This is a genomic window from Microbispora sp. CA-135349, from assembly GCF_050947365.1.
Lineage (GTDB): Bacteria > Actinomycetota > Actinomycetes > Streptosporangiales > Streptosporangiaceae > Microbispora.
Genome location: NZ_CP192001.1, coordinates 5758025 through 5770909 on the forward strand (window position 1 = coordinate 5758025; position 12885 = coordinate 5770909).

13 protein-coding genes are annotated in these 12885 nt (G+C 71.6%); 4 read left to right on the plus strand and 9 right to left on the minus strand.

Annotated features, from left to right (window positions below):
- Positions 1 to 25: 25 nt before the first annotated feature.
- Positions 26 to 1339 carry a lanthionine synthetase LanC family protein gene (locus ACQPZZ_RS26500; RefSeq protein WP_432923392.1) on the minus strand — a complete coding sequence of 438 codons (1314 nt, stop codon included), beginning with the start codon at positions 1337 to 1339 and terminating at the stop codon, positions 26 to 28.
- A gap of 243 nt (positions 1340 to 1582) precedes the next feature.
- Between ACQPZZ_RS26500 and ACQPZZ_RS26505 the strand changes: the two genes are divergently transcribed.
- Together ACQPZZ_RS26505 and ACQPZZ_RS26510 are read left to right on the plus strand one after the other, a co-directional pair.
- Positions 1583 to 1972 carry a hypothetical protein gene (locus ACQPZZ_RS26505; RefSeq protein WP_432923395.1) on the plus strand — a complete coding sequence of 130 codons (390 nt, stop codon included), beginning with the start codon at positions 1583 to 1585 and terminating at the stop codon, positions 1970 to 1972.
- 486 nt (positions 1973 to 2458) lie between these two features.
- Positions 2459 to 4063: a WS/DGAT/MGAT family O-acyltransferase gene (locus ACQPZZ_RS26510; protein ID WP_432923398.1), complete on the plus strand. Its 1605-nt coding sequence runs from the start codon at positions 2459 to 2461 to the stop codon at positions 4061 to 4063.
- A 91-nt stretch (positions 4064 to 4154) separates the two neighbouring features.
- Here ACQPZZ_RS26510 and ACQPZZ_RS26515 read toward each other — a convergent pair whose 3' ends face one another.
- Positions 4155 to 4721 (minus strand): TetR/AcrR family transcriptional regulator, encoded by a 567-nt coding sequence (locus ACQPZZ_RS26515; RefSeq protein WP_432923401.1) that lies wholly within the window; start codon positions 4719 to 4721, stop codon positions 4155 to 4157.
- Between the two features lie 115 nt (positions 4722 to 4836).
- Here ACQPZZ_RS26515 and ACQPZZ_RS26520 point away from each other — a divergent pair, with 115 nt between their 5' ends.
- Entirely contained in the window at positions 4837 to 5598 is a 762-nt protein-coding gene (locus ACQPZZ_RS26520; protein WP_432923404.1) for an SDR family NAD(P)-dependent oxidoreductase, read from the plus strand.
- A gap of 11 nt (positions 5599 to 5609) precedes the next feature.
- The gene (locus ACQPZZ_RS26525; RefSeq protein ID WP_432923407.1) at positions 5610 to 6581 is read left to right on the plus strand and encodes an alpha/beta hydrolase fold domain-containing protein; all 972 of its coding nucleotides are present in this window, start codon (positions 5610 to 5612) and stop codon (positions 6579 to 6581) included.
- A 174-nt stretch (positions 6582 to 6755) separates the two neighbouring features.
- Here ACQPZZ_RS26525 and ACQPZZ_RS26530 read toward each other — a convergent pair whose 3' ends face one another.
- The 7 genes from ACQPZZ_RS26530 to ACQPZZ_RS26560 form a co-directional block, all read right to left on the minus strand.
- Positions 6756 to 7355, minus strand: coding sequence for a TetR/AcrR family transcriptional regulator (locus tag ACQPZZ_RS26530; RefSeq protein ID WP_432923410.1), 600 nt, complete (start codon positions 7353 to 7355; stop codon positions 6756 to 6758).
- Between the two features lie 170 nt (positions 7356 to 7525).
- A complete protein-coding gene (locus ACQPZZ_RS26535) occupies positions 7526 to 9136 on the minus strand; it encodes a solute symporter family protein (protein ID WP_432923413.1) in 1611 nt (536 codons plus the stop codon).
- Positions 9133 to 9477 (minus strand): DUF485 domain-containing protein, encoded by a 345-nt coding sequence (locus ACQPZZ_RS26540; RefSeq protein ID WP_363639104.1) that lies wholly within the window; start codon positions 9475 to 9477, stop codon positions 9133 to 9135. Before ACQPZZ_RS26540 ends, ACQPZZ_RS26535 begins: the two co-directional genes overlap by 4 nt.
- A 227-nt stretch (positions 9478 to 9704) precedes the next feature.
- A complete protein-coding gene (locus tag ACQPZZ_RS26545) occupies positions 9705 to 11186 on the minus strand; it encodes a cation acetate symporter (protein ID WP_432923416.1) in 1482 nt (493 codons plus the stop codon).
- Between the two features lie 77 nt (positions 11187 to 11263).
- Complete coding sequence (locus ACQPZZ_RS26550) at positions 11264 to 11698, minus strand: hypothetical protein (RefSeq protein WP_432923419.1); 435 nt, start codon at positions 11696 to 11698, stop codon at positions 11264 to 11266.
- A 19-nt stretch (positions 11699 to 11717) separates the two neighbouring features.
- Entirely contained in the window at positions 11718 to 12467 is a 750-nt protein-coding gene (locus tag ACQPZZ_RS26555; protein ID WP_432923422.1) for a LytR/AlgR family response regulator transcription factor, read from the minus strand.
- A gap of 112 nt (positions 12468 to 12579) precedes the next feature.
- Positions 12580 to 12744: a hypothetical protein gene (locus tag ACQPZZ_RS26560; protein WP_432923425.1), complete on the minus strand. Its 165-nt coding sequence runs from the start codon at positions 12742 to 12744 to the stop codon at positions 12580 to 12582.
- Positions 12745 to 12885 lie beyond the last annotated feature (141 nt).

The following is a 12885-nucleotide window of genomic DNA, read 5'->3' on the forward strand; positions in this document are numbered from 1 at the left end:
TCCTTCGGTGCGTCACGCCCGTCCGTCAGCTCGTCGGCCTCCGCAGGGCGACGGCGGGCACGGGAATGGGCGGGAAGGGGTTGTCGGGCAGCAGGATCACCCGGCGCGGCCGGTCCGCCTGTCCCGCCGCGTCCAGGTGCAGCAGGGCCGCCCCTATCCCCGCCGCCCCGGTCAGGTAGCCGGTGTCGGCCGACACCTCGCCGGGGCGCTGCCGCCGGTACGCCTGATACCACCGGTATCCCCTGCCGTCGTAGCCGGTCGCCCGGCCGATCAGGTGGTCGGCGAGCCTACGGGCGAACTCCAGATGCTCCTGCTCGCCCGTCGCCGCCCACAACCCGACATACAGCTCGATCAGCCCGGCGGTGCCGCAACACTGGCAGGCGACGTTCCACAATCCCGCCGTCTGCCGGAAAGGCGCACCGGACTCCCTGACGCCCCAGGCCAGGCGGTCGACCCACTCCAGCTCAGCGGCGTCGCCGGTCACCCGATACAGCTCGTAGAACATGCGCGCGATGCCGGCGGAGCCCGAGCAGTAGCCCAGATGGTCGCCGACCGTCGCCCCGCGCCCGGCCGGGACGCTCGCCGCCCGCACCAGTCCCGCGCCGCGGCGTGCCGCGTCGAGAAACGCCTCCTCGCCCGTCGCGCCGAACAGGCGGGCGAGCAGGAAGGCCGTCCCCGCCGTACCGGCCAGGAACCCGGGCGAGGCCGCCTCCGCGGGCAGGGCCGGGCACGCCGCGGGCCGCCGGCGGGGCACGGACAGACGCGCGATCCGCCGTGCCGCCTCGACGGCCACCTCCTCGTACGCCGGCACGCCGAGCGCCGCCGCCGCGCGCAGCAGCCCGAGCACGACGCCCCCGTCACCCCGAAGCGTGATGTCCCCCGACCAGCCGAGCCCGCCGTCGATCGCGCGGGCGTCCCGGACGATCCTGTCGGCGGCCGCGATGGCGGCGGCCTCGAAACGCTCCTCGCCAAGCGCCCAACCTGCCTCGCTCAAGGCGAGGACGATTCCCGCCAGGCCGTGGTGGAGCGACACGTCCGTCTGCTCCGGCCAGGTGGCCGCGAGGTGACTCGCGCCCGCGCGGGCGTCCTCCAGGTAGGCCTCGTGTCCCGTCCCCGCGGCGAGCTCCAGGAAGAACAGCACGATCCCGGCCGCTCCGGAGTGGAGGGACGCCGGCCCGCCGGGCGTCGCCACTTTGCCCCGCGGATCGGGGTTGACCCGCCATCGCCTGCCGCGCTCGTCGTCGACGGCTGCCGTACGGATCCACCGCGCCGCCATGATGGCGGCCGTCAGCGGGGTGTCTGCGCGCTCACCGGATGAGCGGATCGGGTCCAGACCCATGACGGGAGTATACCCACAAACTTGGTAGGTAATGGCAAGTAGTTGGGAGACCCGGGTCGCGTCTGTCAACGGCCCAACGGCCGCATGGGGATGGTCACCCTTTGCAGGTCGTACGCGCGACCCGGTGTTCGTCACTCGTCGCCGAACCATGCGGCCGGCGCCGGCGTCCCAGTAGACGGTTTCGAAACCGCTTTCCCTCCTTACGTACTTTGATCAACGGGACGGACACCAGAGAGGAACGCCATGACATCTCGCGGGAAGCTGGGTGAGAAGATCGCACTGGCCGCGGTCGGAGCGCTGGCATTGGCGGCGCTCGCGCTGGGCGGCATCGCTACGGCAAACCGGTCCAACGGATCGGACGTGACCGTGGTGAAGGAGGCGCGATGGGTCAGCGGCCGCCAAATCCTGTCGACGAACGTGGTGTGCGGAAAGGGCCTGCGGGCCGTGGGCGGAGGTCATGCTTTTCGCGGAGCCCACGACCTCAGCAAGCCGGTGGCGTTTCCGGTAAGCGCGCCCGGCAGCACGAGCGACACTCCCGGTGCCGTGCAGAACGCCTGGGACTTCGTCGTGGTGAACCCCATGAGCGAGAAAATCAGCGTCGAGCTTTACGCGATGTGCGCCCCCGTGGGCTGACCCGCTCCCCCGCCAGTCGCACTCGCGGCGCGCGGCCCGCACGTCCGGGCCGCGTAGCGCGAAGCTCTGCCCGGCTCACTGTTCTGTGCTCGATTCTGTGCTCAATGACGCTCGGTCCTGGCGACGGTCGGCACCGCCGGAAGCCGCAGGGCTCGGCCCTGGGCGGGAGGGCGCCCGGCACGGCCGGAGGCAGATCGTCTCGCGGAGGTCACGGGTTCGGCTGAACATCCCCCGCCGGTACGCCGGAGACATGCGCCGGTAACACGGCGCCGCGATGATGGTTACAGTGCGCACGGGGGCGATCATCGCGCGCCAGGGCGTCACTGTGGTCGCGGCGACTCCCCTGGGTGCCCGCGGACGGTCCCGCAAGCGGCCGGAGGGACCGGCCGTGCGCCGGGCGGCATGACCGGGCGGGGTGACGGGGCGAGCCGAGCCGGGCGCGGGACGACCGGACGGGGTGAGCGGCGTGAGCGGGAGGAAGACGAGATGCGCCAGTTGACGGCACTCGACGCGCAGTTCCTGAGCGTGGAGTCGGCGACCACGGCGGCCCACGTGGCCGGGGTCGCCGTGCTCGACCCGTCGACCTCGCCGTCCGGCGCTCTGACCAGGGACGTACTGCTCGCCCTGCTGCGCGAGCGGCTGCATCTCGCGCCGCCGCTGCGGATGCGGCTGGCCGACGTGCCCTTCGGGCTCGACCGGCCGTACTGGGTGGACGACCCGGACGTGGACCTCGGCGCGCACGTGCATGAGGCGACCCTCCCGGCGCCCGGCGGGGAGCGGGAACTGGCGGCGTACGTGGCGGGCGTCCACGCGCGGCGGCTCGACCGGAGCCGGCCGCTGTGGGAGGCGCACCTGATCCACGGCCTGGCGGACGGCCGGTGCGCTCTTTACATCAAGGTCCACCACTGTGCGATCGACGGCGTCTCGGGGTCGGAGATCCTCACCGCGCTACTCGACCCGTCGCCGCTGCGGCGCGTCGTGGAGGCGCCGCCGAGCGCGGCCCCGCAGCAGCAGCCCGGGCTGCTCACGATGCTCGCCGGGGCGATCACCCGGTCGATCGTCCAGCCGGTCGAGACGCTGTGCTCGCTCGCCCGCGCCGCGGCCGACCTCGACACGATCCCGGTGGTGTCGGGGCTGCCCGACGCCCGGCTCGTGGCCCAGGCCGCCCGCGCGCTCGCGGGAGATTCGCGCCCGCTGCCCGAGACGCCGCCGCTGGTCGCGCCGCGCACCCCGTTCAACGGCCCGATCTCCGGGGAGCGGGCGGTCGCCTTCGGGTCCGTGCCGCTCGCGGAGGTCAGGAGAGTGGCCAGGGCCTTCGGCATGGGCCCGAACGACGTGGTCATGACGCTGTGCGCCTCCGCGCTGCGGCGTTGGCTGGTGGCCCACGACGCGCTGCCCGACCGGCCGCTGGTGGCCGCCGTGCCGGTGGCGTTGCGCTCCCGTCCGGCGGCCGCGGGAGCGGCGTCCCCGGACGGGCGGGTCGGCAACCGGATCTCGGCGATGATCACGCCGCTGGCCACGGACGTCGCCTGTCCCAGGGAGCGGCTGGCGGCCGTACGCTCGGCGCTGGCCGCCGCCAAGCGGCGCTTCGCCGTCTCCCACCGCTCATGGCTGGACGATGTGTGCGCGATGGTGCCGAACGCCTTCTCGGTGCTGGCCACGCCGGTGGTGTTCCGCCTGGCGGGCGTGGCGGGGGCGGGCGTCAACCTCATCGTGTCGAACGTGCCCGGTCCCCGCACGCCGCTGTACCTGTGCGGCGCCCGGATGCTCTCCTACCACCCCTTGTCCGTCGTCACCGATGCCACCGGCGGGATCAGCATCACCTGCGCGTCGTACGACGGCCGGCTCGACTTCGGGATCCTCGCGTGCCCGTCCCTCATGCCGGACGTGTGGAGCCTGATCGGCCACCTGCGCGAGGCGATGGACGAACTCACCGCGCTGCTCGACGGCCCCTCCCGAGACCAGGCCCCGGACGACTCAAGCCCGCGGGACGGGCTCGGGCACGACCCCGCGCCCGCCGTACGGCAGACCACGCAGGAGGAGCAGCGGGAGCGGGAGAACGAGAAACGGGAGGACATGGTGCCGGCCTGATCTGTCGCAGAACCGCTCGCCGCCCCGCTCACCGCCGCTCATCGTGCGGATACAGCGCAATGCCATCGACACGCGAGGAAGCTAGGCCCGGTCACTTCAGGGCGTTTGCGGCGAGCCGTAGATCGGTGAAGGTCCGGTCGAGGTGGGTGTGCAGGTCGTCGGAGCGGTCGGCTCCCCACCGACGGATGGCGATCGAGTAGGCGTCCATGCCCACCTGGGCACACAGGGCCGCGAGCGGCTCGGCGACGCCGCGGGCCCGGAGGGCGTCGGTGAGCGCGGCGACGAGGGCCGCGCTCTTGGCCAGCGCCCGTTCCTGCAGGGCCGGCGTGGCGGCGATGACCGGCGCCCGCCGCTGGGTGATGGGGAGGTTGCGTTCGATCAGCGGCACGGTCTGGTGGAACGCGGCCCGCAGGGTGGGCAGTGGTTTCGTGCCGGCCGGCACTGCTGCGACCGCGCCCGCCAGCAGGTCCCGCAGCTGCGCCTCGCCGTCGAAGAAGACCTCACGCTTGTCGGCGAAGTGGCGGAAAAAGGTCCGCTCGGTGACCCCGGCACGGGCGGCGATGTCCCCGGTCGTGGTCTTGTCGTAGCCACGCTCCAGATACAGCTCGAGCGCGGCCTCCTGGAGTCGCAGCCGCACTTCATCCCCGTTCCGTGGCACGGTTTTGACCCTACCACAAGCGTCAGTGACTGACACAGTTTGCGTCAGTCACTGACGAAATATAGAGTCAGTTACTGACGCAAATTCGTCAGTAACTGACGCAAAGAAGGTCACCGTGGAACAGCGTTTCACCGGCAAGACGGTCGTGGTCACCGGAGCCAGCTCCGGCATCGGCGAGGGCATCGCGCGGCGGTTCGCCGCCGAAGGGGCCAACGTCGTCCTCGCCGCGCGGCGCAAGGACCGGTTGGAGGCCCTCGCGGCCGAGTTCGGCACCCACCGCGCGCTCCCGATCGCCACCGACGTCACCAGCCAGGACGAGGTACAGGCGATGATCGTCGCCGGCGCCGCCCGGTTCGGCGGCATCGACGTCCTGGTCTCCAACGCCGGCGTCGGCCTCGGCAAGGAGTTCGCGGAGACGACGCTGGCGGACTGGCGGCTGGTCATGTGCACCGATGTCGACAGTTGCTTCTTCGGCGCGCAGGCGGCGCTGCCGTACCTGAAGGACAGCCGCGGCAGCGTCGTCCAGATCGCCTCGGCCTCCGGCCTCGGCGGCGACCGCCGGCTCACCGCCTACAACGCGGCCAAGGGTGCGGTCGTGAACTTCACCCGCGGGCTCGCCTTCGACCTCGGCCAGTTCGGCATCCGGGTGAACACCGTCGCCCCGTCACTGACCGGACCGGAAGAACTGGCGACGAGGCACGCCGACCTGATCGAACGCTTCAACCAGCGCCGGGCACTCGCCGGGTTCAGCACCCCAGCCGACGTCGCCGCCGCGGTCAGCTTCCTGGCCTCAGACGACGCCCGTTTCATCACGGGCGCCATCCTGCCCGTCGACGGCGGCATCACCGCCGGCAGCGGCCAGCCCTCTCTGTTCTGAAAGGACCTCCCATGCCCGGAACCATCGACGCGCTCGACCCGGAACTCGCCGCCGCGTTCGCCGCGATGCCTAAGGTCGCGAACGGCACCCTGCTCGAACTCTCCGACATCCCGGGCCTGCGTGCGCGATTGCGCGCGGCCCGCGCCCAGTCGGCCCCGACCTCGGCGGACCCGCGGGTCACGATCGAGACGCTGTGCATCCCCCGAGCCGATCGGACCGAACTCGAGGTGGTCCTCTATCGCCCAGCCGGTGCCGAGCACGCCCTCCCGGCCCTGGTCTGGTTCCACGCCGGAGCCCAAGTCCTCGGCGACAACGCCCGCGACGACGACGCCTACCACTCCGCTCTGGCCCTGCACCTCGACTGCGTCCTGGCCGCCGTTGCCTACCGGCTCGCCCCGGAGACCCCGGCTCCCGGTGCCGCCGAGGACGGCTACCTCGCCTACACCCACCTCACCGAGCACGCTGTCGAGCACCGGATCGACCCGCACCGGATCGGACTCGCCGGTGCCAGCGGCGGCGGAGCACCCGCCGCGGCCACCGCGCTCATGGTGCGCGACCGGCAGGCTGTACGGCCGTGCTCGCTGTCCCTGCTCTACCCGATGCTCGACGACCGCCTGGAGACGCCGTCGAGCTTCGAGGCCATCTCCGAGGTGGTCTTCGCCCGTCCGGACATCCGGCTCGCGTGGGCCGCGGTCCTGGGCGACCGGTTGGGCACGGACGACGTGCACCCGTACTCCGCGCCCGGCCGGGCCACAAACCTCGCCGACCTGCCGGACACATTCGTCGCCGTCGCTCAGTTCGATCTGCTGCGGGACGAGGGCATCGACTTCGCCCGCCGGCTGACCGCCGCCGGTGTGCCGGTCGACCTGCACCTCTACGCTCGGGCGTTCCACGCCTGGGACCGCTTCGCGGCCACTTCGACCCTGGCCCGCTCGTTCGAGCAGACCTGGCACACCTTCCTCCGCCGCAACTTGCACGGCTGAGCGGCGAAGTGACCACATGGACAGAGGTACGCCATCAGTATTCAGAGCCGGCGCGAGTTCAGGCGCTGGTTGTCCGCTCTGCCGGTGATGACGGGAGGTGAGGACGTCGCGTGCACTACGGAGGCACCCGATCGCCCATCCGCGGGAGTTCCGGTCTGACGTGGTCAGGCCGGGTCACCCCAGGGCTCGGGCGATCAGTTCCGCCACCGCGTCGGGGTCGATGTGGTGGCCGGTGAGCAGGCAGATGCTCTCCTGGTACAGCAGGACCGCGGCGAACGTCGCGGCGGCGGCCTCCAGCCGGGCGGCGTCACCTCGCCCGCCCGGCAGGGCGAGCTCCAGGGCGAACCTGGCCCGGCGGATGATCTCGGCGTTGAGGCGGCCCAGCCGTTCCCGTACGGACAGGTGGGTGTCGGCCTCCCGGAACAGGATGCGCCGCATCGCGGGCGACGCGTGCAGCGGCAGCCTGCGGGCGAGCCGCGACAGCGCGCCGGCCGCGTCGCCGGGGACCGCCTCGACCTCCTCCTCGACCACCACGGTGCGCTCGTCCACCAGCGAGATCAGTACGTCGATCTTGCGGGGGAAGTAGTGGAAGACCAGGCCCTTGGGCACGCCGGCGAGTTCGGCGATGCGCGCGGTCGGCGTGGCCTCGTAGCCGCCGCCGGAGAACAGTTCCTCGGCGGCGTCGAGGATGCGGGTCCGGGCGTCGCCGTCGGGCGGCTGCCCCCTTCTCCGCGAGCGCGACCACGCCTTGGCGGTCTGGAGAGGGCTGTCCACGGTCCGAACCATAACCAGAGTGGGCGCCCCAACACCATGACGCGAGGGACAGGGCACGCATACGCCCGCCCGCCGGCGGTAACCGGCGGGCGGGCGTATGGGGGCGCCGGCTTCCCGGCGGCGGTGGGTGCACCGCCGGGAGGCCGGCGACGTGGGGCCGGGAACCGGCGTCAGTGGCCCGTTGCCTGCTCGGCGCCGAGGCCGGTGAGCGAACGGACCTCGATCTCGGCGTACTTCGACGCGTTGTACTCCTTGCTCACGACCGTGCCGATGTAGCCGCACAGGAAGCCGATCGGGATCGAGAAGATGCCCGGGTTCGACAGCGGGATCAGGTGGAAGTCGGCGTCGGGGAACATCGCCGTCGGCGCGCCGGAGACGACCGGCGAGAAGATCACCAGCACCACGGCGGAGACCAGGCCGCCGTAGATGGCCGAGACCGCGCCCGCCGTGTTGAACCTCTTCCAGAACAGGCTGTAGAGGATCGCCGGCAGGTTGCCCGACGCGGCGACCGCGAAGGCCAGCGAGACGAGGAATGCCACGTTGAGCGACTGGGCGAAGATGCTCAGCGCGATCGCGACCGCGCCGATCACGAACGCGGCGACGCGGGCGACCACGACCTCCTGGCGCTCGGTGGCGGCGCCCCGCTTGAATACGTGGGCGTACAGGTCGTGGGCGAAGCTGGAGGAGGAGGCGAGGGTCAGGCCCGCGACCACCGCGAGGATCGTCGCGAACGCGACCGCCGCGATGACCGCCAGCAGGACCGTGCCGCCGACGTCGCCGAAGATGTCCTGGCCCACCTTCTGCGCGAGCAGCGGGGCCGCTGTGTTGCCGGCCTTGTCGGCCGAGGCGATCGTCTTCGAGCCCACGAGGGCGGCGGCCCCGAAGCCGAGCACCAGGGTCAGCAGATAGAACACGCCGATGATGCCGATGCCCCACAGGACCGACTTGCGGGCGTCCCTGGCGGTCGGCACCGTGTAGAAGCGGATGAGGACGTGCGGCAGGCCCGCCGTGCCGAGCACCAGGGCCAGGCCGAGGCTGATCAGGTCGATCTTGCCCCAGGTGCCCTGAGTGGCGGTGCCGTACTTCAGACCCGCATTGAGGAAGCTGTCGCCCTTGCCGCTCTGGGCGGCGGCGTCGCCGAGCAGCCCGGACAGGTTGAAGCCGAACTTGCCGAGCACGAGCAGCGTGATCAGCGCGGCGCCGACCATCAGCATGACGGCCTTGACGATCTGCACCCAGGTGGTGCCCTTCATGCCGCCGAACACGACATAAATGATCATCAGCAGGCCGACGGCGATGATCGTCCAGATCTTGCCGGCCTCGGAGTGGACGCCGAGCAGCAGGCCGACGAGCGCGCCCGCGCCGACCATCTGCGCGAGCAGGTAGAAGATGCTGACGACGATCGTGGACACGCCGGCCGCCGTACGGACCGGGCGCGGCGACATCCGGAACGCCAGCACGTCGGCCATCGTGTACTTGCCCGAGTTGCGCATGAGCTCGGCCACGAGCAGCAGCGCGACCAGCCAGGCGACGAGGAAGCCGATGGAGTAGAGGAAGCCGTCGTAGCCCGACAGCGCGATGATGCCGGCGATGCCGAGGAACGACGCGGCCGACATGTAGTCGCCACCGATCGCCAGGCCGTTCTGCAGGCCGCTGAACGACCGGCCGCCGGCGTAGAAGTCCGCCGCGCTCTTGGTGTTGCGGCTGGCCCAGAACGTGATCCCCAGCGTGAGAGCGACGAAGACCAGGAAGAGGATCGTGGACAGCGTCTCGTGGCTCACTTGGCGCCCTCCCCGATCTCGTCGCGGGTCTCGGCCTCGCCACGCAGCTCGTCGGCGATCGGGTCGAGCTTGGCCGCGGCGTGCCGCGAGTACGCCCAGGCGATCAGGAACGTCGACACGAACTGCAGCACGCCGAAGACGAGGGCGACGTTGATGTTGCCGAACAGTTTGGTGCCCATGAAGCCGCGGGCGAAGCCGGACAACACCACGTAGAGCAGATACCACACCAGGAAGGCGATGGTCATGGGGAAGACCCAGGACCGGAAGCGGCGGCGCAGCTCCTGGAACTGCTCACCCGCCTGTATACGCTCGTAAACCGATGGATCGTGCTGGACGGTCACAAGATCTCCTTCGGCAAGTGATCTGAATCACTTCAACGTAGGAGCGTGGCGCGTCCGCCGACGAGTCCCGATGCCCGCCATGTCGCCCAGCCGTACCTGCCGCTCGTTCACATGGCGCATCCGTGCGACGAATGGTCGGTTGCTCGCGCCGAGCGGTCGCATCACCGCGTCACCGCACCACGGACCGCACGAGAACACCGGCCCGACGAAACCACGGACCGCGTGGACTACATGACTCGGGGGCGCCAGTCGCCGCGGTCGACGTTCAGCGTCTCCGGCGTGTGCAGGCGGACCATCGTACGCGCCACGCCGCGGGGCACCCGCGAGGGCGTCAGCAGCGACACCACCACCATGACCGTGAACGACACGGGCACCGTCCAGGCCGCCGGCTCCGCCAGCAACGACCCCGCCCAGCCGGTGTGCGGGCCGCCGATGATCGTGACCACGACCGCCGCGCAGGCCAGCCCTCCCCCGGCCAGCAGCCCGGCCAGCGCGCCCGCCGTCGTCAGCCTGCGCCACCAGATGCCGAGCACGAGCAGCGGGCAGAACGACGAGGCGGCCACGGCGAACGCCAGCCCCACGACGGTCGCCACCGGCAGCGACCGGGCCGCGCCGGCCAGCGCGAACGGCACGAGCACCGCGAGCACGGTCGCGACACGGAACGCGCGAACCCCGCCGCGCAGGATGTCCTGCGCGATGACCCCGGCGACCGACACCGTCAGTCCCGACGAGGTCGACAGGAACGCCGCGAACGCCCCTGCGGTCACCAGCGCGGTCAGGAACTCGCCCACCAGCCCGCTCACCAGCCGCCCCGGCAGCGCGATGACCACGGTGTCGCTCTGCGGCATGCCGTAGACGTGACCGAGGTAGCCGTACACGGCGGGCATCAGGTAGAAGGCGCCGAGCAGCGTCAGCACGACGAGCGTGGTGCGGCGGGCGGCGCGGCCGTCGGGATTGGTGTAGAAGCGGACGAGCACGTGCGGCAGTCCCATCGTCCCGAGGAACGTCGCCAGGATCAGCGAGTACGTCTCGTAGACGGGATGCTCGCGGCCGTGCAGCGGCAGCGCCCACGCGTCGCCCGGGGCGAGCCCCGGCCTTCCGTGCGACCACCAGGCCACCAGCATGAACGCCAGCGGCACCGCCAGCGCGGTCAGCTTCAGCCAATACTGGAACGCCTGGACGAAGGTGATCGACCGCATGCCGCCCGACAGCACGTTGGTCGCGACCACCCCCGCCACCAGCAGGCTGCCCGCCCACGGCGGCGCACCGGTGATCGTACGGAAGACCAGCCCGGCGCTCTGGAACTGCGGCATGAGGTACAGCCAGCCGATCAGCACGACGAGCACGCTCGACAGCCGCCGCACCGCCATCGACTCCAGCCGCGCCTCCGCGAAGTCGGGCAGGGTGTAGGCCCCCGATCGCCGCAGCGGCGCCGACACCAGCACGAGCAGCACGAGGTAACCGCCGGTCCAGCCGACCGGCAGCCACAGCATGTCCGCGCCGAAGGTGAGGATCAGCCCCGCGATGCCGAGAAAGGAGGCCGCCGACAGGTACTCGCCGCCGATGGCCGAGGCGTTCCACAGGGGCGAGACCGTGCGGGAGGCGACGTAGAAGTCCGACGTGGTGCGGGACATCCGGATGCCGAACGCGCCGATGAGGACGGTCGCCAGCATGACCAGGACGACGGCCGCGATCTGGCTCACCGGCACGTCGCTCTCGTCCGCGCGCCGTCTCGACCCGCGCGCGCCGTCCTCATCGGCGTCCCACCCTCATCGGCGTTCCACCCTCATCGGCGTTCCACGAGGTCCGCGAAGTCACGTTCGTTGCGCTCGGCCTGCCGCACGTACAGCCAGGCGCCCCCGACGAGCGCCGGGTAGATCAGCCCCGCGAGCACGACCCACGGCAGCGGCAGCCCGGCAAGCTCGGCCGCGCGCAGCTCCGGGGCCAGCAGGAACAGCAGCGGCAGCCCGCCCACGACGCAGGCCAGCACGGTGCACACGAACAACGCCAGGCGAAACTGCGTGCGCACCAGGGAGCGCATGTAGACCTCGCCGAGGCGGGTCTGCTCGTCGATCTCGCGGGTGAGCGGGTGCCGCGGCCTGCGGGCCGCCGCCGTGCGCGGGCTGGTCACCGTCACCCTGCGGGGCTTCCCGGTCGGCGCCGCCCCCTCGCCCTGTCCGCGCGCGCCGGTCGCCGCCGCCCTGCGGGGCTTGCCGGTCACCACCTGGGCCTCGTGGCGCTCACCGGGCCTGACCCTTGCGGGCCCGGCGGACGAGCAGGTCGCGCAGCTCCCGGGTGTGGCGGCGGCTCACCGGGATCTCGGTGTCCCCCACCCGCACCACACACTTGCCCGAGTCGATGTGCAGCTCGTCGATGTGCTTGACGGCGACGAGATGGCTGCGGTGCACGCGCAGGAAGCCGGCCGACGCCCAGCGCTCCTCCAGCGTGGCCAGCGGGATGCGGACCAGGTGGCTGCCGGTCGCCGTGTGCAGACGCGCGTAGTCGCCCTGCGCCTCGACATACCGCACCTCGGTGCTCGCGACGAACCGGGTGACGCCGCCCAGCTCGACCGGGATCGTGTCCGCCTGCGGCCCCTCCCCCTGCTCGCCCCGGCTGCCGCACACCCGGCGGATCGCCTCGGCCAGCCGTTCCGGTCGTACGGGCTTGAGCAGGTAGTCTTCGGCCTTCAGCTCGAAGGCGTCCACGGCGTGGTCCTCGTACGCCGTCACAAAAACGATCTTCGGCGGGCGGGTGAACTGGGTCAGCAACCGGCCCAGCACCACTCCGTCGAGCCCGCGCATGCGGATGTCGAGGAAGACCGCGTCCACCGGCCTGCCGTCCGCGATGGCGCGGTCGAGCAGTCGCAGCGCGGCGGCCCCGTCGCGGGCGGTGAGCACGTCGCCGATGCGGGGATCCGCGCGCAGCAGGTAGGCGACGTCCTCCAGCGCGGGCTGCTCGTCGTCCACCGCCAGAACCCGCAGACCGCTCACGATCACCCCTCTCGCACCGACCGATCCCTAAGAGAGTGATGACCGGAACGCGTGGAAGTCAACGCCTCCTCATCACGACCGCATCACGGCTGGGATCGAGGCGAGTCCGGGGTCAGGCCGGACGGCGGCGGAGCAGCGCCCCGGGGTCGAGCGTCACCCGGAACGGCTCGTCGAGCGTCACCGGCTCACCCATCCGCACGTCATGGCGCTGGCGGTATTCGCCGGCGGCGAGCTCGAAGACGATGAGGCGCGGCTCCGGCTGATCGAGACGGACCACCCATTGACGCGCTCCTCGGTCTGAAGGCCGGGGATTCAGCCCGTGCCGCGTCACGCGGCACCTCTGAGGCTTCCTGCTTCCTCGCGCTGTGCCAGACCAGGGCCTGGTCTTACCCGCGCTCCACAGGCGTTTGGTCTCTCC